The 24460-nt window shown below is 64.5% G+C and carries 22 protein-coding genes and 1 pseudogene; 15 read left to right on the top strand and 8 right to left on the bottom strand.

Going from position 1 to position 24460, the window contains the following annotated elements; genetic code table 11:
* The 10 genes and pseudogenes from K3M35_RS23845 to K3M35_RS23890 form a co-directional block, all read left to right on the top strand.
* A partial coding sequence (locus tag K3M35_RS23845; protein ID WP_220667073.1) for a hypothetical protein occupies window positions 1–567 on the top strand: 567 nt, incomplete at its 5' end.
* Between the two features lie 10 nt (window positions 568–577).
* Window positions 578–1078 carry an HNH endonuclease gene (locus K3M35_RS23850; protein WP_220667074.1) on the top strand — a complete coding sequence of 167 codons (501 nt, stop codon included), beginning with the start codon at window positions 578–580 and terminating at the stop codon, window positions 1076–1078.
* Between the two features lie 135 nt (window positions 1079–1213).
* A complete protein-coding gene (locus K3M35_RS23855) occupies window positions 1214–2569 on the top strand; it encodes a helix-turn-helix domain-containing protein (RefSeq protein WP_220667075.1) in 1356 nt (451 codons plus the stop codon).
* A complete protein-coding gene (gene istB, locus K3M35_RS23860; protein ID WP_192378530.1) occupies window positions 2566–3390 on the top strand; it encodes an IS21-like element helper ATPase IstB in 825 nt (274 codons plus the stop codon). The genes K3M35_RS23855 and istB overlap by 4 nt, the downstream gene beginning before the upstream one ends.
* A 201-nt stretch (window positions 3391–3591) precedes the next feature.
* Window positions 3592–4167: a hypothetical protein gene (locus K3M35_RS23865; protein ID WP_220667076.1), complete on the top strand. Its 576-nt coding sequence runs from the start codon at window positions 3592–3594 to the stop codon at window positions 4165–4167.
* A gap of 140 nt (window positions 4168–4307) precedes the next feature.
* Window positions 4308–4964 (top strand): annotated as a pseudogene (locus K3M35_RS23870) (helix-turn-helix domain-containing protein); the annotation flags it as partial.
* 900 nt (window positions 4965–5864) lie between these two features.
* A complete protein-coding gene (locus K3M35_RS23875) occupies window positions 5865–7565 on the top strand; it encodes a hypothetical protein (RefSeq protein ID WP_220667077.1) in 1701 nt (566 codons plus the stop codon).
* A 616-nt stretch (window positions 7566–8181) separates the two neighbouring features.
* Window positions 8182–9429 (top strand): IS256 family transposase, encoded by a 1248-nt coding sequence (locus tag K3M35_RS23880; protein ID WP_220667078.1) that lies wholly within the window; start codon window positions 8182–8184, stop codon window positions 9427–9429.
* A 400-nt stretch (window positions 9430–9829) separates the two neighbouring features.
* Window positions 9830–10990 (top strand): tyrosine-type recombinase/integrase, encoded by a 1161-nt coding sequence (locus K3M35_RS23885; protein ID WP_220667091.1) that lies wholly within the window; start codon window positions 9830–9832, stop codon window positions 10988–10990.
* A 5-nt stretch (window positions 10991–10995) separates the two neighbouring features.
* Window positions 10996–12009 carry a hypothetical protein gene (locus K3M35_RS23890; RefSeq protein ID WP_220667079.1) on the top strand — a complete coding sequence of 338 codons (1014 nt, stop codon included), beginning with the start codon at window positions 10996–10998 and terminating at the stop codon, window positions 12007–12009.
* Between the two features lie 1305 nt (window positions 12010–13314).
* Here the strand turns inward: K3M35_RS23890 and K3M35_RS23895 are convergent.
* The 4 genes from K3M35_RS23895 to K3M35_RS23910 form a co-directional block, all read right to left on the bottom strand.
* Window positions 13315–13695, bottom strand: a complete 381-nt coding sequence (locus K3M35_RS23895) for a hypothetical protein (RefSeq protein ID WP_220667080.1) — start codon at window positions 13693–13695, stop codon at window positions 13315–13317.
* A 263-nt stretch (window positions 13696–13958) separates the two neighbouring features.
* Entirely contained in the window at window positions 13959–14984 is a 1026-nt protein-coding gene (locus tag K3M35_RS23900) for a DUF916 domain-containing protein (RefSeq protein ID WP_220667081.1), read from the bottom strand.
* A gap of 27 nt (window positions 14985–15011) precedes the next feature.
* A complete protein-coding gene (locus K3M35_RS23905; protein WP_220667082.1) occupies window positions 15012–15551 on the bottom strand; it encodes a hypothetical protein in 540 nt (179 codons plus the stop codon).
* 101 nt (window positions 15552–15652) lie between these two features.
* Complete coding sequence (locus K3M35_RS23910; protein ID WP_259444413.1) at window positions 15653–15865, bottom strand: hypothetical protein; 213 nt, start codon at window positions 15863–15865, stop codon at window positions 15653–15655.
* A 164-nt stretch (window positions 15866–16029) separates the two neighbouring features.
* Between K3M35_RS23910 and K3M35_RS23915 the strand changes: the two genes are divergently transcribed.
* Window positions 16030–17463, top strand: a complete 1434-nt coding sequence (locus tag K3M35_RS23915; protein WP_094980062.1) for an IS1380 family transposase — start codon at window positions 16030–16032, stop codon at window positions 17461–17463.
* A 70-nt stretch (window positions 17464–17533) separates the two neighbouring features.
* On the opposite strand, the gene K3M35_RS23920 is transcribed toward K3M35_RS23915, so the two are convergent.
* Window positions 17534–17857: a hypothetical protein gene (locus K3M35_RS23920; RefSeq protein ID WP_220667083.1), complete on the bottom strand. Its 324-nt coding sequence runs from the start codon at window positions 17855–17857 to the stop codon at window positions 17534–17536.
* A 719-nt stretch (window positions 17858–18576) separates the two neighbouring features.
* Between K3M35_RS23920 and K3M35_RS23925 the strand changes: the two genes are divergently transcribed.
* Both K3M35_RS23925 and K3M35_RS23930 read left to right on the top strand, forming a co-directional pair.
* Complete coding sequence (locus K3M35_RS23925; protein ID WP_220667084.1) at window positions 18577–18873, top strand: hypothetical protein; 297 nt, start codon at window positions 18577–18579, stop codon at window positions 18871–18873.
* Between the two features lie 565 nt (window positions 18874–19438).
* Window positions 19439–19591 carry a hypothetical protein gene (locus K3M35_RS23930; protein ID WP_220667085.1) on the top strand — a complete coding sequence of 51 codons (153 nt, stop codon included), beginning with the start codon at window positions 19439–19441 and terminating at the stop codon, window positions 19589–19591.
* A 360-nt stretch (window positions 19592–19951) separates the two neighbouring features.
* Here K3M35_RS23930 and K3M35_RS23935 read toward each other — a convergent pair whose 3' ends face one another.
* Window positions 19952–20380, bottom strand: a complete 429-nt coding sequence (locus tag K3M35_RS23935) for a hypothetical protein (protein ID WP_220667086.1) — start codon at window positions 20378–20380, stop codon at window positions 19952–19954.
* Between the two features lie 74 nt (window positions 20381–20454).
* Between K3M35_RS23935 and K3M35_RS23940 the strand changes: the two genes are divergently transcribed.
* Both K3M35_RS23940 and K3M35_RS23945 read left to right on the top strand, forming a co-directional pair.
* A complete protein-coding gene (locus K3M35_RS23940; protein ID WP_220667087.1) occupies window positions 20455–20610 on the top strand; it encodes a hypothetical protein in 156 nt (51 codons plus the stop codon).
* 280 nt (window positions 20611–20890) lie between these two features.
* A complete protein-coding gene (locus K3M35_RS23945) occupies window positions 20891–21568 on the top strand; it encodes an Abi family protein (protein WP_220667088.1) in 678 nt (225 codons plus the stop codon).
* A gap of 40 nt (window positions 21569–21608) precedes the next feature.
* Here the strand turns inward: K3M35_RS23945 and K3M35_RS23950 are convergent, their stop codons facing one another.
* Together K3M35_RS23950 and K3M35_RS23955 are read right to left on the bottom strand one after the other, a co-directional pair.
* Complete coding sequence (locus tag K3M35_RS23950; RefSeq protein ID WP_220667089.1) at window positions 21609–23294, bottom strand: hypothetical protein; 1686 nt, start codon at window positions 23292–23294, stop codon at window positions 21609–21611.
* Between the two features lie 648 nt (window positions 23295–23942).
* Window positions 23943–24460: LysR family substrate-binding domain-containing protein (locus K3M35_RS23955; protein ID WP_220667090.1), on the bottom strand; the 518-nt coding region annotated here is incomplete at its 5' end.

The raw sequence follows: 24460 nt of genomic DNA on the forward strand, positions 1-24460 counted from the left end.
CCTATGGCCTCGACTTCGCAATCGGCATCTCGCCGCTCACTTCGTCCGCACACGACGCCGAACGTTCGGGAAAACGCCCGCCGCCAACGGGAGCGACTGCTCGCCCGTCAGGCGGAACTGGAAGCGTTGGCCGGCCCCATCCACGACGCGACGGACAAGCTGTCCAAGCTCGAAGCAACGGTCGCCTCGCGGGCACAGGCTCCGCTGAAGAAGATCGAGCGGTTCGAGCAGACCCGGGATCGTCGCATCAAGAAGATTCAAGAGGAGTATGCGGCGAAGATCGCCGAGATCCAGCGGGAGATGGAAGCCGGCACGGAGACGTTGACTCCGCAGGAGCGCGAGCAGGAATCGTCGCTGCTGCGCGAGTACGCGGAAGCGATCGTGACGTTCAGTCGCAGCGCCTCGGCGTCGGAGCTGGCACCGCTGCTCGGCGTGAGCACCCGCGAGGCGAAGACGCTCATCATGCAAGCCAAGGCAGATCTCGGTGTCGCCGATGCCGCTGAGTCGGCTGCATCCTCGTCCGAGGACAAGCAGGACGACAAGCAGACGGTGCCTGCGGCGTCGTGATGCTGCCGTCATGAGTGAGGACGGGGAGCCCGCGCTCGACATCGGGTTTCCAGATCTCGACGTCGAGATCGTCACTGAGGAGTCGGAGGAGCGGCCGCAGCGGGTCCGGGTGGTGGACAACTCGCTGCGTCCGTCGAAGACGAACATCGCGGCGTTCTGGTCGAAGGTCGTCAAGTCCCCGACGTGTTGGTATTGGGTCGGTGCGATCAGTGCGCCCGATGGATACGGGCGGTTCAACTTCCAGCGTGAGAACCGGCAACGCACGATGCTTGCGCATCGCTTCTCGGTGGAGTTGGTGCACGGGCCTCTGGCACCGGATGTGGTGTGCGAGCACAAATGCAACGAGCCGCTGTGCGTGCGTGTCGGGCCGGAGCATCTGGTGCAGTCCACACACAGCGAGAACGTTCGCTACGCGATCGCTCTCGGCCGCCTGTCCGGGCACGCGTTGCTCGATGGACAGGGGCGCTCGCGCTACGAGCGATCTCTCGCCGTCCGTGAAGCGTTGCGCTGATGGCGCTCCTTGATCCTGCTCAGTCCTGCTCACCGAAAGTGCTCACCCGTGTGGCTCCGCCGATGAGGGCGGGTCTCCTTCGATGCTGGTGGTCTCTGACCACGCACCAGCACCCCGAAGGAGACCCGCTTTCTCATGTTGACATGGGAGGAAGACGTGGAGATCCACGCACTGCACAAACGAGGCTGGACGATCTCGGCGATCGCCCGGCATACCGGCCGAAACCGGCGCACGATCCGCAACTATCTGAACGGCACCACCACCCCAGGGGTCCGTAAACCCGCTGGTGAGGATCCGTTCGAGCCGTTCGTCGACTACGTCACCGCTCGTCTGACCGAGGATCCGCACCTGTGGGCGCGGACCTTGTGCGACGAACTCGAAAACCTCGGCTACACCGCCTCGTATCAGACGCTGACCCGCCAGATCCGGCAACGCAAGCTCCGGCCCGTCTGCCAAGCCTGCGCGTGCGCGACCGACCGCCCCAACGCGGTCATCGAACATCCGGCGGGGGCGGAAACCCAATGGGACTGGCTCGAGCTGCCGGACCCGCCCGTCTCCTGGGCGTGGGGCAAGACCGCATATCTGCTGGTCGGATCGCTGGCGCATTCCGGGCGGTGGCGTGGGGTCCTCGCCCCGGCGATGACCCAACCGCATCTGATCGACGGTCTCGACCGCATCGTCCGCGAACTCGGCGGCCTGACCCGTACCTGGCGGTTCGATCGAATGTCCACGGTCTGTCACCCCGACAGCGGGAAGGTCACCGCCTCGTTCGCCGGCGCGGCCAAACACTACGGCGTCTCGGTTGCGATCTGCCCGCCTCGGGCCGGGAACCGCAAAGGCGTCGTCGAGAAAGCGAATCTGACTGCGGCGCAGAGATGGTGGCGAACACTGCCGGACGAGGTCACCGTCGAGCAGGCGCAGACGAGGTTGAACGAATTCTGCCGCCTGCGCACCGACACCCGATCCCGGAGCGCCCCCGAAGGAAAATCGACGGTGGCGGCGATCGCCGCGACCGAACCCCTGACACCGCCGCCATCGGTTCCGTATCCGGTGACGGTCACCGAGACCCGCACCGTGTCACGGCAGGCGCTGGTGGCCTACCGAGGCAACCGTTACTCGGTGCCCCCGGAACTGGCCGCAGCGCAGGTCACCGTCACCCGGCGGCTCGGTGACGAGGTGATCGACATCGTCACCGCATCACACATCACCGTCGCCCGCCACCGCCTCGCTCCGGACGGGGCCGGCGCTCTCGTGCGCGATCACGGCCATGTCCATGCCCTCGACCAGACCGCGATGTCCGCCGCCATGGCCGGAGGCCGGCCACACCGCCGCAAGGAACGCATCCCACCCGGACCCGACGCCCTCACTGCAGCAGCAGCATTGCGCACCGACACCACTGACCGTCAGTTGTCATCGACGACACCGCGATCGACGGTTGTCGACCTGGCCGCCTACGAGCGCGCCGCCCGCGGAAGGAACACTCTGGCATGAGCACCCCCGACGCCACCACGCCCACCAACACGGCGAGTCTCTATCAGCGGCTACGCGGTCACCTGGCGACCTTGAAGCTGCACGATGCCGCCGAAGCGCTGCCGTCGGTGCTCGACCGAGCCCAGAAGGACGGACTGTCGATGACCGCGGCCCTCGAACAGCTGCTGTCGATCGAGGTCGAGGCCACCGAAGCCCGCCGCCTCGCCGGGCGGTTGCGGTTCGCGTGCCTGCCCACCCCGGCCTGTCTCGAGGACTTCGACTACGACGCCGCCCCCGGACTCGACCGGGCACTGATCACCGAACTGGGTACCTGCCGGTTCCTCGAAACCGCGACGAACGTCCTGCTCATCGGCCCACCGGGGGTCGGAAAGACCCACCTGTCGGTGGGTTTGGCGCGAGCAGCCGCGCATGCCGGCTATCGCACCTACTTCACCACCGCCGCCGATCTGGCCGCCCGCTGTCACCGCGCTGCGATCGAAGGCCGGTGGGCGACGACGATGCGGTTCTACGCCGGCCCGACGCTGCTGGTGATCGACGAACTCGGCTATCTACCCCTGCCCGGCGAGGCCGCATCCGCGTTGTTTCAGGTTGTCGCGCAACGCTATCTGAAGACCTCGATCATCATCACCACCAACCGGGGTGTCGGAGAGTGGGGTGAGGTCCTCGGCGATACGACCGTCGCCGCCGCGATGCTCGACCGGCTCCTGCATCGGTCGGTGGTACTCAACCTCGACGGGGATTCCTACCGGCTGCGTGACCACCACGCCCGGTCGGAAAAGCTCCGTCAAGCCACCACCGGCACCCGACAACCGCTACAGTGAACCCGCCCGCGAGTGGGCACTTTCGACGAGCACAAGTGAGCACCTTCGCTGAGCCTCATCAGCGCAACGGCTACGACGAGGACGCGTTGTTCCACGCGAAAACCAACCCCGGGGACTGGCAAGGAACACTGTTCTGATCGATCCGATTAATCACCCGTTCGGATGACATTGCGAACACCAGCCACCTAATAGGATCCCGCGATGGACTTCGAGGAAGCACTTCAGCGTCGTCAACAGGCCCGCGACTCGCTGGCGACCTCTCAAGCCAGTCGAGAAGAACTCGAGCGGCAGGCTGCACGTGCAGGTCGCATGGCTTTCGAGAACCTCTTTGCCTCCCTACGCTCTTACCTGGGGAAGAAGGGCATCACCCCCCTACGCGTAGTTGTGGGAGCATCTGACGGCCTGTTCAGGCTCAAGAAGATGTCACCGGCAGGTTATGTGGTGCGGTACCAGCGAAGTGGTCTGGGTAACGGCCTCGCTGTGGATCTCCTACTTCCGGACGGGTCGTTCTGGAGCCCACCTTCGTATGGCAGCTCACCTCGCGTAAGGAACGTTTACACGCCAGATGAGCACGGGTTGCTGCATGACGAGAGCATCGATGCGTTCAAGTTCGCGGTGGAATGGCAGCATGGTGATCAGCAGCCGCGATTTGTGGTCCGGGGCACGGGATACCAGGACGATGAGGCCACCCTCGAAGAGGCGTTCGCTTCGATCGCAGAGAAGATCATCAGGAATCACTCTCGCGAACTATCCGACTGGAAGCGCGGGCATCTGTAGCCCGGCGGATCTAAGGACACAACATAAGTGCAGGATTCGGTAAATCGCTGGAACAGCGATCGGCACACGATTGTCGACGACGGCCTGAGAATGACCCCATAGCGACGGATTGGAACTGATCCCTCTCCGATGCTGGAGGGGTGAGATCAGTGGAGGATTGGGCAGAGATCCGTCGACTGCATCGCAGCGAGGGGTTGCCGATCAAGGAGATCGCTCGGCGGATGGGGATCGCCCGCAATACGGTGCGGGCGGCGCTGCGAGCCGACGGGCCACCGACGCGTAAACGAAAACCGCGGGGGTCACTGGCGGACGCGGTCGAACCGCAGGTGCGGCAGCTGCTGGCGGAGTTCCCGCGAATGCCGGCGACGGTGATCGCCGAACGGATCAGGTGGGAGCATTCGATGACCACCCTCAAAGACTGGATCCGCGTCATTCGGCCGGAATATGTCGGGGTCGATCCGGTGGATCGGGTGTCCTACGAGCCGGGCCGGCTCACCCCAGTGCGATCTGGGGGCACCACCCTGCACGCAGTGCTTGGGGAGGGTTTCCGGAGACGAGGATCCCGGTGGCACCCGGGTCAGGAACGGGTGCCACCGGTGCTGGTGATGACGCTGGCGTACTCGAGGTTCATCACCGCCACGATGATCCCGTCGCGGCAGGGCGGGGACATCCTGTCGGGAATGTGGGCGCTGATCTCGCAGGTCGGCAAGGTCACCAAGACCTTGTTGTGGGATCGCGAGTCCGCGATCGGCGGAACGGGGAAGGTGACCGTCCCGGCGACCAGCAGAGCATCCTCTTCTAAATCGGGCTCGTGTCGACAGCTCGCATTGTGCACATCGCCGGAGGAAGAGTTGGAACAAGCACACTCGCCCACCACCGCCGAATCGATACCCAAGCTTGTCGCCGACACACGAAAGGGGTCCGTGTCAGCCATCGACACGGACCCCTTTGCCTGAACATCTAACTCTGGCCCTCTAAGAAGCCGTGGCCGTGCGGATCTCGTGCAAGGTTATCCCCGGCAGTACGACGGGTGCGTGGTGTAACCCGGCTTGAGGAGGCCGACCCCCTTGCGGGGCTTTTCCACCTGGAGGCAACCGTTGGCGGAAGCTGCCTTACTCGCGGCATCCGCCCACGCGGAAGGCCCGTACTGCGGGAATCCGACGACTCCGCACACTCCGCTAGCAGTCACACCGGCCGCCTTCCCGAATAGCCCTCCGACCGCGCCACAGAAGATCGCTTCGCTGACCTTCCCTGTTGTTCCGGCCACGCCTTCGAGGTAGTTGGCGAATGCCTTGGTCTGGTCCTTGGTGAAGTAGGTGGTGCAGGTGTGGGGTCCACAGTTGGTCCACTGCTTCGCAGTCGGCGCGGCCGATGCTTCTCCAGCGGTCCCGACCAGAAGCCCACCTACCAGCGCAAGGCCACCCGCTATACCAGCGATTGCTTGTCGCATACTCGTCTTCATTTTTCCTCCTGTGGGAGCGATCGGCCTGGAACTCTCTGCCCATCCCGCCTGTTTGCCAGATGGATAAGACCGATAGTCCATATAAAACCCGCAGTTGTTCGCGATGTCAATACATAACCTGAGGTAGGACGCTATGTTTGAATGAGACATGTCTCATGAGACATTAATACAGTCAAATTCTCATGAGACAATGTCTCAAAGAGACGGTGCGGGGACGACAGAAGGCGAAAGGGACATGATGAACGACTACTTTGAGGCGATTGCATGGTGCATGGAGCGGATATCGGCACCTCACCGAGGCATCTCCATGCGCGAACTGAGTGAGTGGATCTCGTCCTATAACGACGAGGTGCGAGCGCCTAAGGGGGAGAGCCCGCTTGCACACAGTCGCGCAAACCTGTACCGGAAATTTTCATCGGTGGACGAAGCTCTTGAGCGCACCCGATCGCATCTTGTTTCCCTTGACCGTCCGGTTCCTTCAGCGCTGGAGTCATACTTGATCACGGCCAAGAAGCCGGCCGGGGATCCCTATGCGAGGGTGTGGAATGCTGACTCCAGCATCGAAGTCCTTGAGCGAGCGCTCGAAAGGGCAAGGAGATACAGCGACGACGCGGAGCAGGTGATTCTTGCGCAACATCTTGCGGAAAAGTTACTGCGAACCTCGGGGCAATCAGACAAGATCCTGCGTCAGGCATACAAGGTTGCCGAAACTGGCTACAAAGTCGCAGAAAGCAGCCCGAGCCGATCCCGTTCGAGGCGCCTTCGACATGAGCAGATGCTCTGCGCACGAGCCGCTGCCTGGGCAGCAGTCCGACGTTCTCGCGTATACATAAATGATCTGAACAAGACCGACCGGTTCTTGTATCTGGTCGAGACCTGGAAGCGACGTGAAGCGGAGTTGGCGCGCTCATTGCGCTTACCCATAACAGCAAGGGTTGCTCGATTTCACGCCGAACGCGCATCCGCTCTGATACGTAACGACCGCGAGGAATCAATCGCCAGCCTACGAGACGTTGCTCGATTCTTAGTGACTGAGAAACCCGGTATCGGAACCGACGCAAACGACCGCGTTCGGTACCATGACCTAACCAGCATCGTGCAACGTCTGTGCGCTGTTGACTGGGCCTTCTCCACCCATCCTTCCTATCAGCAGCTGATTGACCAATATTTTCCTGACGGAAATGACATTCCCGATTTGGTAGAACAACTACTCCAGCTCTACGCAGACGATGAGCGTGGTCGCGACGCACGGGCAGACGCCGAAGCTCTGATCAAGCTGAAAACAATGAATGATGCGTTGCTCAGGGAATACGAGAAAATCGACAGCAACCCTTCGGCGGTAGTGGTGCATATCGGTGGCAGAAAACTTCGCATTCCCCCGGCTCAAAGCCTGTACGCCGCTATTAAACCGCTGAAGGCATGGACCTTCCTGCGGGTATACGAGCATAGCGCACTCCATGCGTTGGCCTTGGCCAGGTACGCGGTGGCAGTCCACGACATTGAAGTACAAGACGGCACTATGCTTCCTAAGTTCCCAATTCCCGCAGACCGTCTACTTACTACCGCACGAGATTTCTGCCAACGTGCCAGTTCAGTGACTCGGCGAAAGACCGTAGATCAATCGCTCCTTGAGCGAGTGACTCGGGCAGAGGAAGAAATAGACAAGCGGCTTCCTGCAGAACGGTACAACGCGGTCCGACAAGAACGAAAACAAGCCGCTACGAACACCGGTCCCGAATTTCGAGACGGAGAACGGGCCTTCCCGGTGATCGCAGAAAACGCTCTGACCTCATTAGTGCTACAGGCTCTGACCAGTGAGCGACTTGATCAGAAGCAAGCCGACACTCTCGCCAACGCGGCTCAGACCATCCACCGCTACCTCGTTCACAGTCGTAGCACTTCCTTCTCCGGAGGCATTGACCCCGAACCTGCCTAATCAGCTCACCGGCCACTGCGGACAGCAACCGCAGACGTATCGCTCAGCCAGGACGAGCGACTCGCCCTGTTCGGTGATCCGGCCCGATACGGTGCGCACATCGCCGCCCGGGTGTTGTCGCCCGGCGTCGGTGTGCAACGACTGGTATTGCTCGACGCGACTGGACGCGAACTACCCGACGACTGCGGCCTGTGACATTGGCGAACGTGTTCAAAGGCTGCTGGTCGGTGCATAGTGCGGATTCTCCGTGCCAGCAGTACCAAGGACCATCCAATGGGGATCTGCCGCAACGAGGGGCGTCGGGACAGGATCGCCTGGATCCTGCGCGTACCCGACCTCAACCTCGCAGGTTCCGGGCACTTTTATAGTGCCCGCCCGAGTGATAGGAACCTTGGAAAATGACATGTTCCCAGAGAACCTACATGTCGAGATGCAGTGAAGATTGACAGGATACGCCGCTACAGATTGACAGAGGGGGTAAGTCCCGGGGAGTGGTGGGAATCGGCTGAGGGCATCCAGGCAGGTCCACGGCGTGTCGATCCCTCACCGAGGGTGGACCATCGCGTAGTGATCAACGAGTTACCTCTCACAGTGACTCACAGAAAGCAGCTACGCGATGACCCACGATCATTCTGCACTGCTCGCCCAGCTCGACGCGCTCAAGGGCGCCGACACCGCCAGCGTGTTCGCCGAACTGATCCGCACCGGCCTGCAGGCCCTGATCGAAGCCGAAGCCACCGACAAACTCGGCGCCGGCCGCTACGAACGCACCGAGCAGCGCACCACCCATCGCAACGGGCATCGCACGAAGACGGTGTCGACCACCAGCGGTGATGTCGAGGTGAAGATTCCCAAGCTGCGGTCCGGGTCATTCTTCCCCTCCTTGCTCGAACGGCGTCGGCGGATCGACAAGGCGCTGTATGCGGTGGTGATGGAAGCGTATGTGCACGGCGTCTCCACCCGCAGCGTCGATGACCTGGTCGGTGCGTTGGGGGTCGAATCCGGGATCTCGAAGTCGGAGGTCTCACGGATCTGCGCCGGCCTCGATACCGAGATCGCCCGGTTCCGGGAGCGGACGCTGACGCACACGAGCTTTCCGTACGTGTTCCTCGACGCCACCTTCTGCAAGGTCCGCATCGGTGCGCACGTGGTCTCCCAAGCACTGGTGGTCGCGACCGGGGTGTCGATCGACGGGAGCCGCGAGGTGCTCGGCACCGCCGTCGGCGACAGCGAATCCTACGAGTTCTGGAGGGAGTTCCTCATCGGTTTGCGGGGCCGGGGGCTATCCGGGGTGCATCTGGTGATCTCCGATGCACACAGCGGGTTGAAAGCAGCTATCGCGCAGCAGTTCGCGGGTTCGGCGTGGCAGCGGTGCCGGGTGCATTTCATGCGCAACATCCGGGCTACGGTCGGGGCGAAGCATGTGCCGCCGGTGATGGCGGCGGTCAAGACGATCTTCGCGCATACCGACCCCGTCGAGGTCGCTGCGCAGTGGGATCAGGTCACCGACACGTTCGCCGGGTCGTTTCCGAAGGTCGCGGCGTTGATGGAGTCGGCGAAGTATGATGTGTTGGCGTTCACCGCGTTTCCGAAGGCGCATTGGCAGAAGGTGTGGTCGAATAATCCGATTGAGCGGTTGAACAAGGAGATCAAGCGTCGAGCCGACGTGGTGGAGATCTTCCCGAACCCGGCGGCGTTTCTACGCCTGGCGACCGCGGTGGTCATCGAGCAGCACGACGAGTGGCAGGTCACCCGCCGCTATGTCTCGGATGTGAGCATGGACGAGCTCCGTGCGGTGATCGCCGCCAAAGAGCACGCTACCGAACCGGCGTTGTCGTTGACCGGATCGAACGAAACAGCATAGTATTCAGCATGACTCGTTGATCGCTACGTGTGCTGCAGAGCCGATCCGAAGTCCACCACTCCACGGGGCACTATCGACAGAGGCTCGGTGAGACGAGAGCGCCAGTCAAGGTTTCATTCCGGGAAACCGCAGCTCAGAAGTATTATCAAGGCGCTAGTCGGCCCAGTTAATCTGCCTCGCTCATCTCGCTAGTCTTCGCTGCATCTCGACAACAAGCTGAAACGTATGAATGGTATAAATCGGGCGTGCTCGGGTGTGTCACTCATAGTTTGTACGGCATTGATGCTGCTAATTGCCATTAGCGCACCATCACCGTCAAAACCCCTGCTGAGCGCGTTTTCCGGTGGAAACCTGTCCGAAGTGGCCGGTAGGCTCCCGGTTCGTGCCCGACGACCTGCTGATGCGCCATCCGGACCCCTCCGACGCCTCCGTGTCGACCGCCGCGGAGCCCGCCGCACCGTCCGTGCCAGCTCTGCCGGTCGAGACCCTCACGCAGGTCGCCGGGACAGCGGCGCGCTCGCGGTCCGAGTCGACCCGCCGCAACTACGCCGCCGACTGGACCCGCTTCACCGCCTGGTGCCAGCGCGAAGGTCACGCCGCGTTGCCGGCGCATCCCTTGACGGTCGCCGCCTACCTCCTCGACGCCGCCGCCACCGTGACGGAAGTGGGGGAGCGGGCCTACTCACCCTCGACGTTGGCCCGCTGGGTCGCCGGGATCGGTTACCACCACCGCCGCGCCGGTCATCCCGCTCCCGGGGCGGACGAGCTGGTCACCGCGACCCTGTCCGGGATTCGCCGGGACTACGCGGCGGCGGGGGAGCGGCCCCGCACGCCGCGGGCACCGTTGCTCACCGCCGACATCGTCACCATCGTCGAGCGTGCGCGGGCCGACAGTGGCAGTTGGGCCGCGGAGGTCCTCGAACGCCGCGACAGTGCGATCTTGCTGCTCGGCTTCGCCGGAGCGTTCCGGCGCAGCGAGCTCGTCGCCTTGACCTGCAGTGACGTGTCGCTGCACCGGCGCGACGGTTTGCACATCCGCCTCCGGAAATCGAAGACCGATCAGGAGGGGCGGGGGAGTATCCGGGCGCTGCCGTTCACGCACAGTCATGCGAGTTGTCCGCCGTGTGCGTGGCTGCGGTGGGCGCAGGTCGTCGCCGCCTTCGACTCCGGGGGCCGGCCCGCGGTCATCCGCCTGCTCCGGAACGCGGAACCGTTCGCGGCGCACGTGTGCCGCGGGTCGCGGCCACGGATGGTGCCGTCCTCGCCGTGGTTGCGGTCGATCCGCAAGAACGGCAACCTCTCCGACACCGCCCTGTCGGGGGCGGCCGTGCACCAGGCGATCCGCCGCCGGGCCGAGCAGGCCGGCTACGACCCCGAGATCGTCCAGCAGCTCGGTGGGCATTCGCTGCGGGCCGGGTTCGTCACCCAGGCCTTCCGCAACGGCGCCTCCGCGCACGCGATCATGCGCCAGACCGGGCACAGCACCCCCGCCATGCTCGAAACCTACGCCCGCGAACACGCCCCGCTCATCGGCAACGCCGTCACCAACCTTGGACTCTGAGCGCGATGACCCGCACCGAACGAGAAGACATCCGCCGCAACGATGTTCACGATGGTGACCTCGGCCTACGCATCCCGGCCCGCTACCGGCACGACTGGGCGCTGTTCGCCGACTGGTGCGCTGCCGCCGACCACCGACCGATTCCCGCCGCACCCGAGACCCTAGCGCTGTTCCTGCACGAGCACCCGGCTGCGCCTGCGACGCAGCGCCGCCGGTTGTCGGCGATCAATGCCGTGCACACCGGGCACGGCTATCCGCCGCCGGGGCGGACCGAGACGGTGCGCCGGCACCTCGACACCACCCGCGCTTCGCGTCTCGACCGGCTCGGACGCCTGCTGCTGCACAGAGCGGCCGAGCTACCCAGCACCGGCTGGCCGAGTGGACTGTTCGGCCGTCGCGACGCCTTACTCCTGGTCCTGGCCGCTGCCGGCATGAGCTTCACCGACATCGTCCGGCTCCGCCGCCGCGATGTTCGTGTTGAGGGAAACGCTCTGGTGGTTACCACCTCGGCGGGTGAACGCATTCGGCTTCCACCGGATCTTGAGACCGGGGATAACCCTGCCGCCGCGATCTATCACCGGTGGGCGGAGATTCAGGCGTTTCTCGACCTGTATCCCGGAACGCATCTGCTGCGCCACCACCTCACCAACCCCATCGAGATCATCACCGACGCACTCGATGCGGAACAGGCCCGCCAACCGTTGCTGTGTCCGATCGACCGCTGGGGACACCTCCCGCACGCGCAATCGATGACCCCGCAGTCGATATCGACACTGGTGCGGGCGCACCTGTCCGGCCGGGCACCGGTGCGGCGGGTGCTGCCTGTTCCCCCACGGGATGATGTCGACGCCCGGGCCGAGCCCGACATTATTCTCGACCCCGACTACTACGATCGCGGCGCCAACGCCCGCCGCCGCGATCACGAGGCACTCGAAGGCCTCGCCGATGCCTTCGACGAGATCGAAGCCCGCACCGAGGCACTGCTCGAGGATCTGATGGGGGTGTTGGAAGGACAGTGAGGTATCTGCTCCACGCCCTATCGAAAACACTCGATCAGGTGGTGCCGGGGCCAGAGGGCACTTCGTCTGGTTTCAGTTCCAGATGAGCATCGGCCTTCTTATCCGACGGTGACAATTCTGTGCACCATCGACGCCGGTGGTTGACCGGTCCCGCGCATCGCGGATCTGCGCGCGATCCACGCGCTGTCTCGAACTGCATGCCGAATCCCGACCTACGTGACGGCAGTCGACTGTGGAGCGTTCTGACGAGTATGTGCATCCGGTCGCAGACGTAATTGTCGGTTGTCATGCTCAGCCGGTGATGCCTCCCGCCCTTACGTCGGCTCTGAAGGACGTGGATCCGGGGTTCGCTTCGGGATCGAGGAACCGGCTTTGGCGCGGGACTCGATGCGTGAAGGCCGACGCGGCTGCGCTGCCCCCTGCGGGGGCGCACCCGACCCGGCCTCATCCAGCGTTACACGCGTGTGGCGGAGCGACGACCGAATCGGAAAACCCTGCCGCAGTGCAGGTGCACTCGACGGCGGGAGCCTTGGCAACCGTGCAGGGGAGGGGACCGGTGGTCCCTGTCAGCGTGTACCGCGAAGGCTCGAACTGAGTTTGTTTGCTGTCGCCGGCTCTGCGTGTAGGTATACACCTCGAGGGCGTATGTGAGGAGCGCGATCGACCCCGCATCGCCCCGGCCGGCAGCTGTCGGACTGCCGTCGGTGCGACGAAACGTCTCTGCTCGGCGACGTGGGTGCGGCACAGCGGCCACGATCTCGTCATCGGTCCCATCCTTCACCGCGTGGGTGGCAGCCCTCGGCGTAATCGAGGTGTGCAGTGTGCCACCGTCGACGGAGTGCGAATACGGCCGAACGTCATCGTGATACGAGGTCGTAAGCTGTATTCGTGGCGTCTTTTTCGGTGAGGCAATGCGATTGGCTTCACGCTCGGAGATGATGTTCCGAATTATGTTGCTGTTCTTCACCAATCGAGGTAATGTCCTCGAAGTTCGGCGTGATGCTCGTGGTGAGTGTCGCCTGAATGTGCGCCCTGCCGCGGGTCGGCGGTCCGTCCCCCCCCCCCCCCGACCGGTGTCGACACGACGGTGGGGCGCAGGTGTGTCGGTGCCTGCCCCACGAGCATCGGCATGTGTTCCGGCGCTGTCCCCTGTGTGCCGGAACGTTCCGTCGGCGCGGCTGTGTCCGTCGCCGCGCCGACGGAACCACTGTCCCAGCCCTGTATTGGCCAGGGTTGTTCCGGTTGCCATCGTCGTCGGCGGGTGTTCGACCGTGGACACGGCCCGGGCGGGTGCTCCGGTGTTTGTCAGCGCGGTGCCGGTTGCCGAGAATCCTGCGGGATGTATACCGATTCGTAGGTGCTGGCGGGGCGAGTCTGAATGGAGATCACTCCGGCTACGGTCACCCCGGCGGCCAGTAGGACCGCGATCACTCCCGAGACGATCCACCAGTTGATTCTGCGGCGCTCGGCGGTGACCTGCCTGCCGGATCGGACCGAGGTCGAGTCGAGCCGGACCGGCGCAGGTGCCTTCGGCGCAGCTCGACGGTGTGGGCGATCCGTCACCTGTCGGCCTGGAAGGTGGTGGCGATCGCCGAGCGGGATCGAGCACGCCTCGTCGCCGTCACCGTTGGTTGTAGATTCGGTCATCGAGACCTCGCTGATCGGGGCGTGTGCGCTCTGGGTCATCGCACGGAGCGGAGAAACTCTTCGCGTGCACATTGGGTATTGGGGCAGCGGTTCGCTGAGCGTTGCGCTCCTCGGTAGCTGTCCGAAACGACCGTCGTGCGGGCGGATTGACACTACCGCGAGGTCCTCGGGGTTGCAGGGTGTACTCGAGGAGCGTGGCCCGCTCTGCGGTGGTGGTTGTCTTCGGGGAGCGGTGCGCGGACGAGGAGAGCATGTAACCGTTGCAGGGTTTTCGCCGTACCGCTGCAGGACGGGCGCGACACTCACTCGTGCCGTGTTGATCGTGTCGCTCGTCGTTGTCGTGCTACCACCAAGGCACCGACGGCGAGGATGCATCCTGTCAGGGCGAGGCCGATGAGAGGGATGGTTCGGGAGTTGGAGACAGCGAATTCGGATTCCCCGGATTCGGGGAAGGTGATCGGCGCCTCGGCGGTGCGTTCGATCAGTCCGCTCTCGAGGGTGACCGTGGCATGCCAGGGACCGCGGGGTATCTCGTGGTCGAGAGCAGCGGTGACCGCACCGGAGCTTCCTGGCCCCACGGTGGTGACGCCGTGCATCGGGATGGGCCCGGCACTGAGCCCACCTGGACCGTCGCTCAGGTGGAGGGCGCCGTTCAGGTCGAGTGCACGACCGCCGGTGTTGCGGACGTTGACGTGCACGACCGGAAGTCCGTCCTCGGTGCGCACCGCGGTCAGCGAGTCGATGGCGAAGTCCGCAGCCGGTGGGTTGCCGGCCCCGACCGAGACGTACAGGCGGATACCGACCCGGCTGATCTGCGTCACCCCGGCCTCCGGACCACCCTTCGAGCGCACCTCGGCCCAGATGACGCCGTACTGCTCTCCTGGAGGAGCATCCCGGGGAACCGCGATCGTCGCAGTGACTTCGGCGGTCGACTCCGGGGGTACGGCGACCTGGGAGGGAGCGATCGTGGTCCAGGTCGTCAGCTCGTTGGCGACCGTTCCGGCGGCACCGGTGAACCGGCCTTGTTCGATGGAGGCAGCAGATGCGTACAGTCGGATATCGGCCTGCCGGTCCGTGGTGTTCGAGACCTCGAGTCGGCGGGTGATGGTCGCGCCGGGGGCCAGGTGGTCGACGATGTACACCCTGGCCCGGGGATCATCTCGGTTGTTGGCGGGCGCTTCGAGCAACCGGATCCCGATACTGCCGCGATCGGCGGCCTGCGAGTCCTGGGCATGGACCACCGCAACCGCCGGCCCACACATCACCGCAGAGAACACCGTGAGGACCACCGCGAGACGGGACAGGACAAACTGAACGTTGGCGAACACAATCCACAATTCGACGTGTCGTGGTCTCTACGAGACCGAATGGGTAATCGAGGCGGTGTAGGTTCCGGCCATCGACTCGGAGGGAACGGCCACCGTGATCGTCGGTGACCAGGACGCCGAGTTGGGGCCGGCAAGATCGGCGCCACGAACGACGGGACTGGTCGTCGCCAAACCCGACGGATCCAGAGCAGTGAACGTCCCGGAACCACTGTGCGAGATGTACCCGACGCGGTAATCGATTGCCGCTGCCGGGATCACACCCCCGGACGAAGTGGCGAAGTCGGTGGCGACCACACTTGCCACCCACTGGGCGTCGGTGGCGGCGTTTCGCTCGTCGACGACCTCCACCGACCCCAATGATCCGCTGATCACGGTCTGCTCCGCGGTGCTCACCGTCCCCAGATCCACCATTACGGTAGGAGCAGAGATACTCAAGGTTCCCGCCTCCACCGTGATCGAGACGGGAGTGGCAGACGCCGCCGTCGGCGGCGCGCCGACAATCGAGAGCGCCCCGAGACCGGCCACGAGCGGCACCGCAGCGAGTCGACGTTGTGTACTCGTTCTCATAACTCGTTCTCATCGAGGTCTGTCCGGGCGGAACTTCGCCGCGGACCTGCAACACCCGGCGGGGCTGCGACGTCAGGACACGGGGTGCCAGGTCAGGGGCATCAGGACACAGATGTGGTCACCGTCCCGGTGTACGTGCCGGCCAGGGCATCGCTGGGCAAGGTCACGGTCAGCGTAGGCGCCCACGAAGCCGTGTTGTTGCCGCGAGCTGCCGTGCCGGCCACGACGGATTTGGCGGTATCGAGCCCGGTGGCGTCCGCAGGTGTCGCGGTGACCGTCCCGGTCGGGGTGACAGCGCCGGGGGCGTAGTCCACCTCGGTGGCCGCGATGGTGGTATCCCCGCTTTCGACCGCTAAGCCCGGATACACCGATTCGGTTGGGGTGGCGAGCGGGTCGTAACGACGAAATGCCCTGCCGTAGTGGAAGAATCGATCTTGTCTAGGGATCAGTTCACACCACACCGGAGGGCATCTCGCAGATGCAACTATCTCACACCCGGCCCGTCGCCGCGGCGAGGTTCGACGACCCGAATCTGATGTCGACCGCGGGGCTGGTCCCGGTGATGGCGTTGGCGCAGGCCAGCGGCCTGCTCACCCTGGCCGATCAGCACCTGAGCGTGCCGACCGACAAAGGTGCCCACGCCGGCTACAAGGTCGGGTCCCTGATCGGTGGGATGGTCGCCGGCGCCGACAGCATCGCCGACCTGGCACTGTTGCGGCACGGGGCGATGGAGACCGTCTTCGACCGCCCCTATGCACCGTCGACCCTGGGATCGTTTCTTCGCCAGTTCAGCTTCGGACACGTCCGGCAACTCGACGCCGTCGCCTCGCGGTTCCTGGGCAACCTCGCCGAGAAGACCCCACTGGTCCCCGGCATCGACACCGGGCGAGTCCTGGTCGATATCGACGATTCGATCATCGAGGTCCACGGCCACGGCAAACAAGGCTCCGGCTACGGCTACTCCGGCGTGCGCGGACTCAACGCCCTCATCGCCACCGTCACCACCGAGACCGCTGCTCCGGTGATCGTCGGCCAACGCCTGCGCCGAGGAGCGTGCGGCTCCGCACGCGGGGCCGCCCGGATGGTCTCCGATGCGCTGGCCACCGTCGACCGGCTGCGTTCCCAGGCCGGCGGGGCGGACGGCCACGGCGCGTCGAAGCCCCTGGTCCGCGGCGACTCCGCTTTCTACGGCTATCCCACCATCGGGGCCGCGCTCCGCGCCGGCGCCGATGTCTCGGTGACCGTGCGCCTGACCTCCACCATCAAACGTGCGATCGCCTCCATCGGCGACGACGAGTCCTCGTGGACGCCGATCCAGTACACCGACGCCCTCTACGACGAGGGCACCGACACCTGGATCTCGCGGGCGGAGGTCGCCGAGATCCCGTTCACGGCGTTCGCCTCCCAGAAGAAGGCCCACCACGTTGCGGGACGGTTGGTCGTGCGGCGTATCCCCGACCTACGACCGAAGAAAGACCAAGGTCAGGGCACGTTGTTCGACATCTGGCGGTTCCACGCGTTCTTCACCACCACCGACCCCGACGACCTCGATACCGTCGCCGCCGACAAGACTCACCGCCAGCACGCCATCATCGAGCAGGTGCACGCGGACCTGAAGAACTCCGCACTCGCCCATCTACCGTCGAACTCGTTTCCGGCGAACGCCGCGTGGCTCGTCTGCGCGGTGATGGCGTTCAACCTCACCCGCGCCGCCGGGACCCTCACCAGCGATCCCAAACTGACGAAAGCGACGACCGGCACCCTCCGCCGCACCATTGTCTCGGTCCCCGCCCGCGTCGCCTCCTCGGCGAGACGGTTGACGCTGCACCTCCCGCAGAACTGGCCGTGGGAAACAGCGTGGCACAACTTGTTCGACAACACCTTCGGTCGCGCACACCCGATCGTCGCCTAACGCCCAGGACATCTGCCCACCCTCAACGCGAAAGCCCCAGTGGAACAACCCGACACGAGAGGTCGGATGCTCAACCATGCCCACACACCGTCCCATGCCACCCAACGAAACTCGCTGCGATCAGGCCAGCGAATCGGTGCATCCGGGCTAAGGAGAACGCCGACGACGACACCTGGGCACCCCAGCCGGCCTGGCTTCCCCGTTCATCGGTGACGGTGACATTTCCCAACGAGCCGGACACCTCCTGCGCTCCGGTAGCGACGGCTCCGAGATCGGCCGTGCCCGCAACGGAGATGCTCAACACCCCTGCCGTGACAGCGAAGGTCGTCGTGGTGTCCTCCTGAGCGGAGGCGACCGCAGGCGAGAGCAACACCGTGGCCGCTGTAAGTCCCACCGCCCCAAACGATGCGCCGACAGTCGACAGGGATACCCGCATAGTCACTCCTCGGTGAAAGATGATCCGCGGGCGCTACCTTAACATTGAAAAACCTAGCGGCAAATCCGAAAACCGTTGATTGAACGTCAATCTGGATAACAGGAAATCGAAGTAACATCCACCTGATCTTGGATTGTCGTCACTGCAGTGGACCACCCACGGCGACAGCCGCGGCCGCGGCCGAACACCACGATACGACCCGTCTGCACCTGCAAGCGCCGACCTCGGGAACGATCGCCTTCCCGCAGTCCCAGGAGATGGGTGATCCGACGCGTCGGATCGATACGCCACAGTGCGGTAACGATAGGAGGTCGTATGCACGATCATTCGGCGGGAACTCGCAATGAAGGAGCAGATGCACGATGACCTCGCCGGGCCCGGGTCGCGGAGAATCGCCGTCGAAACACCGTCCTCGCGCCGGGACGAGTCCGACCGCGGCGTCAACCGAACGGTCGCCATCGCGGCCGGGACGTTCGAATGTCGATCACCGGCGCACCGCTGCACCCACAAGTCATCCGGCCGTGGCCAGGCCCGACCCGGCTACCGGGTCGGCGTTCGATGCGGCGCAGTTCGTCGAGTTCGTCGAGCATCGTCTTGGCTGGCTCGATCGTGTCGACAGCGCCGAATCCGCAGCATGGCGCGCCGTGAAATCCGAAGGCGGGCGGGTATACACGTGTGTGCACATCGCCTCCGGCACTGACGCACCCGAGCCGATCTGCGTCGACCTGCACAGCGGCGAACTGTTGACCTCACCCGAATGCGGACGCACCCCGATGGGGCTCCCTTCGGCGGTGATCAGCAACGATCTCGATCGTCCTGCCGACGCGATCGAGGCCGAGCTTCCGGCCTGTGACAGCCCCGATCCCTCGGGCTTCTCCGCGTTGCTGAACATCTATTTTTGGAACGCCTGCCTGGCGGACTTGTCGTTTCTGCTCGAGCGCCTTCCTCCGGTGCAGCGTCCGAAGCTGCGATGAGTCGCCGGGTTCGGCTCGGCGATGACACGCACCCATCAGCGGAAATGTGAAACGAAAACTCTTGTACGCGGGCATATTCACTTGTGCGCGGGTGTTCACGCGACATCGGGCGCCGAATCGGCACGGCCGTTGGTGCCCGCAGAAAGCATTGTCGAGGCGGGCACCAACGGTCCCGTACCGTCGCCGACAGGGGCGGCGACGGTTCGCCGCATAGCGGCGAACCGGGATTCCCGTCCTCAGCGTTCGCGCAGCGACACAGAACACGGCCGCGCGGCGACTCGGAACAGCGGGGGCGAGGTTCCGACAACGAAGAGGACGAGAGGCCGAAACAACACCCCGTCCTCCCCGGCGGGGCGGCTTGCTTCGACGCGCCGACACTACTCAAATACCTTCGGTAACACCAAATTACACATTGTGTCGACGACAGCCAAGAAGCGACGGGGACCCCGCTCGGGGCAAACCCCGGTCCAAGCAGGTATCACCGCCGGTCGGACCCGGCGGCGATACGATCTGGCGCGGCGGTAACACTGCAGGCCGCGAGCTGCTCGATACGTCGCGCCCTCACATGACCAAACTCTTCGGTCAGAGCCTGATCCGGTACCGGCCGGTAGGCCGACATCGCCGGATCCTGGCGTCCTCGCTCCGCACCAAGCAGGACAATGCGCGGCGCGCTGCTGACAACCTCACTGCGCTGTCCGAAGACCTCGGACTCGACTGACCTGAGCCTCATCGCCTACGCACGCGAACGTGCTGTACCCGAATGAGCTTCGTAATGTCTCGAGTCGCTGGGACCAGAGCGGACCGATGCACGCCCGGGGGAACCGACGGATCCTCGGCGAGACATTCGACAACCTCGCCACCGCCCGGACATTCCAGCCCACACCCAAGCCAGGCTCCCCCGACGGCTCAACGCGATGTGACGAGTTTCAGGGCCACCCTCACGCAGCAAGTCGACCACTTCGTCGAGGACGCGAAGCGAGACCTGAGGTCGGCAGGTTTCACCACCACCCCATGAGACAATTAAGCCCACGACTCGAGAGCCGGCGTCCGGCGCGAATAAGGGTTCGGCTGCACTTCTCTACACGATCTTCCGACCCGACTGGCTCGCGTTGTAGGTCAGGGCCTGCTGAGCCAAAGGATGGGCAACCAGCTGGTCGACTGCGGTCGAGGCACGCATCCACGCCTCGACCTCGCCGGAGAAGCGGCCGACGACAACTCGGCAGTCTTCGATGATGCCGGCCGGACTGCGACGAAGTTGAATGCCCTGCGCCTGACCGGGCTGAGGAAACCCGAACACCACGCTCTCGCAATGATTGACGCGGTTTCGCGCCCAGTTCAGGCGCTGGCATCTCTTCTGCGCCTGGGCCATCGTCCATACCGCTGCGGATGGCTGTCGAGCGCCGTTGAAGCACCCGTCCAGCGCCGGTGTCCACAAGGTCGCTTCGTGGTCGACATCCCGTGGTGCTCGAAGCAGCGCGGTCCAGAAACCGAGCATCAACGCGGCCACCACTTTATCCGCGGGTGGGTGAACCTCCCTGGATCTGTCGGAGGGTTCCGATCCAACAAGGAAGACTGGAACCCATGGCAGCACCACGAAAGCTCGACGCCGAGACCCGCGAACGGGCGGTCCGGATGTACCACGAGCACCTACAAGACACGCAGTGCTCCAAGGTCGCCGCTCGCACGCATGTCGGGGCATCCCCTGCGCTCACCGGGGCCGTCCCCGTTGTCCTGTGATGTTCGGAGATAGACGTTACCGGTGCTCACCATCGCTACGGTGAGTCGACTGTGCGTTTCGTCCAGCCGGCGACAATACGTGATGTCGGGCGCGATGACGACGGCGTCGACGCCCGGTCGGTTCGGTGTCCGCAGGGGGTGCGGCAGAAGAAGAAACAGGAAAGCCCCAGGTCAGCGAGGCTGAATACTGGGGCTTCCACACCTGAGCCGAAGCGACATGGATACACCAGCGGTCATCGACGGCTTACGATGCCCCGAGTGTATCGGCGGAGGAGGACGGTTGGCAACCAGCGGTGACGCCTGGATCGAGCGGTGGCTCAGCAGCGAACGATTCGCGCTCTACGTGCGCAAATCCGGCGGTGACCGCACCCGGGCGTTGGCGCTGTACGAGTGGAACGCCAAGCTCAGCGCGGCCTTCCTCCACGACCTCAATCACTTCGAAGTCGCCCTGCGCAATGCCTACGACACCCAGCTCGTCGACGCCACCGTCGCCGGCGACAAACACTGGACGGACAAGGCCACCGCCCGCCGGTTGTTCCCCGAGCATCTGCGCACCGATCCCGGCACCGGCAAGGTCAAAGACGCCAACCGTGTCCCGATCAACAAGATCGGCCAAGCCCGTCGGGCAGCCGGCGAGCACCCCAGCTCCGGCAAGATCGTCGCCGAGCTGATGTTCGGGTTCTGGACCTACATGACCTCCGACATCCACGAAAAGACCCTGTGGGTGCCGTACCTGCACAAGGCGTTCCCGCCGAACACCGACCGCGCGAAGATCCACCACACCTTGGGTGATCTACGCGAGTTCCGTAATCGGGTCGCCCATCACGAACCCATCCTCGACGCACCCGAGGCCCGGCGTCGTCAGCTGGTCTTCGCCATGCGCCTGCTCCGCCCCGAAGCCTTCGACCACTTCACCGCGCACAGCGACGTTTCCGCGGTTCTCGCCCGACGTCCGTGACGTACCGCGACCGGTAGCCGACGATCCGGCCGCGGCGGCCTCACAGTTCGTCCGATCTCTGTGCTCGGCGCGCCTGCAGCGTTTCGACCACGGCGGTGAGCACGGCGTCACCGCTGCGCACCCCTTCGTGGACAACATTGGCGATAGCGGTAGCTTCAGCAGTCAGGATGGCCGCATCGGTCTCGTCGACGCGCGAGACGATGCGGTCGTAGATGCGGGCACATTCGCCGGCGATGGAGCCGATGTGTGCGTGGGCGCAGCCCGGCGCGCACAGATGCGGCGTCCACTGGTCGAGAACCCCGAGGATCATCCGGAACTCACTCCCGTCCCATTGATCGGTCGAGGTCCGAAGCCACGCCATCAATTCGGTGCGGTCGGGAATAGACTCGTCGCATTGGCGGAGCAGTTCGGCCTCAGGCGATCCGGTCAGCGCATCGGCGATCTCGGCCGGGCCTGCGCGCATCGGATCCAGACCCAACAGGGTGTGAAAGACGATGCGAGTGATCGCTGAGAGGGCAACAGCGTGCTTGTCCTCCCCGAACGGTTCGGGCAGCGCGCCCGGATCTTCCGATGCCGCTTGGATCCGCCCCTCGAACTGGTTGAGTCCGTGGGTGATCGACTTTTCTTTCGGCATCCCGGTATGGCGTTGATAGGCGCTGGAGGCATCGCGGGCCGAAGTCCACGCCATCCGGTACAGATGCCCGAGCGGAAACAGACCGGCGCCGCGCCTCGTGGCCGTGCGCAGCGCTTCTTCGTGGGTCTCGGTCAGGTCCGGCAACCGGTGTTCACGCAGTTTGAAGGCGAAGTACCGGCCGGCCTCCTCCGCGATCAGACGCTGCGCCAGACTCGCGAGCTCGGCCCGCTCGGTCGACCACATCGCGGTCACGTCGAGCCCGGCACGGAGCCGGTCGGCGAAGCTCGCCAGTCGTGTGTCGACAGGGCCGTCGCCGGGCATGAAGAACTTCGCTAGTCCGGGGTAGAGGCTGCCGGACAAGGTGGTGTCGTCGTTCCAGATGAATGCGGTGGTCGGTGACGAGGGATGGATCTTGAGCAGCCCGTGATGCCAGGCAGCGCGGAACAGCTCGGCGCCGAGCGTCGCCGTCGGTGCGATGCGCTGATCGTCGGTGTCGATCGGGTAGATCAGCCCCTTCTTGTCTCCGACGGCGTGCAGTACCGCCAGTGCGCCCAGCTTCGCCAGAAGTGGGGCACTGGCGATGAGTTGGTCCTGATCTTCCGGTTCGACCGGGTAACGCTCGGCGATGACGGCCCGTCGGGCGTCCTCACGGTCGCGTTCGGCCTGCTGTGTGGCGCGTTGTTCCAGTGCCTTCGTTGCGCGTTGAGCGCGTGTGTCGAGTGAACGGGGATCGAGGATCCGGGCTGCGTGCTCGTCGATGCGCGGTTGACAGGTGCGGCACCGGACCGACTTGCCGACCAGGGCGTCGGCGAGTGCTTGCCGGGACGTCAGGATCAAGTCGCCGGCACATGCTGCACAGACATAGTCGGGAAGAGTCACCGTGGCGGCGGCTGCGGCGACGTAGTGTGCACTGCCCGACCAGGTGTCGTAGGGAAGATCGCTGACTCGGTGTTCCCATCGTGGTTCGCCTGTTTCCGCATCGAGTCCTACCAGCGTCCAGTACGCCTTCCCGACCTCGCGGAGTTCGGGAGGAGCGGCGTCGTTGAGCACGATCCGAAGCTCAGGACCCGGCAAGGGCGCAGCGGTGGGCATGCCGGATTGTATCGACCGCTGCTGCGGGTGAGTGCGGTGCCCGGCCATGCCACCTCCCGGCACATCTCCGCGGACACGGGGACGGAATCGCGTGGCACCACGCACGCTGTGTCTGACGAACGCGCTGTCCCCGACCGTCACGGCAGGGTGCCGAATGCGGTCACATGCGAGTGCTGCGGCGAGCAGGTCACCTGGTTCTTGAGAGAGAACGGGGGCACACGGAGTTGTTCGACACACCCGGTTTCCGGTACGACGAGGGGGTGGAAGGAATCCGTTGGACGTTCAGCTGTCCCCGAGACGGGGTCATCGATGTGGACGGCCTTTCTCTATCCACCGGTGCGCTGCTTCCACCAGCACTACCGCAACGACAGCTACGAAAACCGCAAGTATCGGGTGCGGACCGGGGATTCGGACCTCTGACGTGCTGGCGCGACGCCAGCCGTCCGGGTGAGGCGCTCATCGGATCGAAGCACCCGGCATTTCCCGCGCTCGTGCCGTTGCGGCGCGCATCGAGCTGTCGATGCAGTTCATTCGTGGGTCGCTCGACCTGCATTGATGACAGGATCGGGGTTGACATAAGAGCGCCTATCGGCCGGGGGAGCGGGCGTCGCAATGCCGTAAAGGCACCACCGGAGCGTCGAGTCGATTTCAGAGCGTGTCGATGTACTGGCCGAAGGTGTCGACGTGAGGGATTGGATCGAGGAGCTTCTTACTGCGCAGGACTGTGCGAGCGGTGTCGAGGTAGCGGCGGATGAGGGGGCCGATGGTGTCTTCGCGGTAGGCCAACGCCAGGGGCACGGTCATCGTCGGGGTCCTCAATGGACGGTAGGTAACTCCGTTCATGCGTAGATGGCGTACCGATTCCGGTACGAGTGCGACGCCGAGGCCTGCAGCGACGAGGGCAACCAGGGTGGAGGTCTCGGCTACCTGTTGGCGAACGGAAGGGACGAAGCCTACCTGTTCGCACGCGGCGATCAGGGCATCGTGCATGGTGGAGGGGTCGCAGTAGCCGATGAAGGCCTCCGCGGTGAGGTCGCGCAGATCGACCGCAGTGGCGATGGCACGAGGATGTTGTACCGGTAAGGCGACCAAGAGTGGTTCATGACGGAGCAGCTCGACGATGATGCCGGGACTTTTCACCGGAGGGCGCAGCAGGCCGACGGACA

It is taken from the genome of Rhodococcus sp. DMU2021 (assembly GCF_019641445.1).
Lineage (GTDB): Bacteria > Actinomycetota > Actinomycetes > Mycobacteriales > Mycobacteriaceae > Rhodococcus > Rhodococcus pyridinivorans.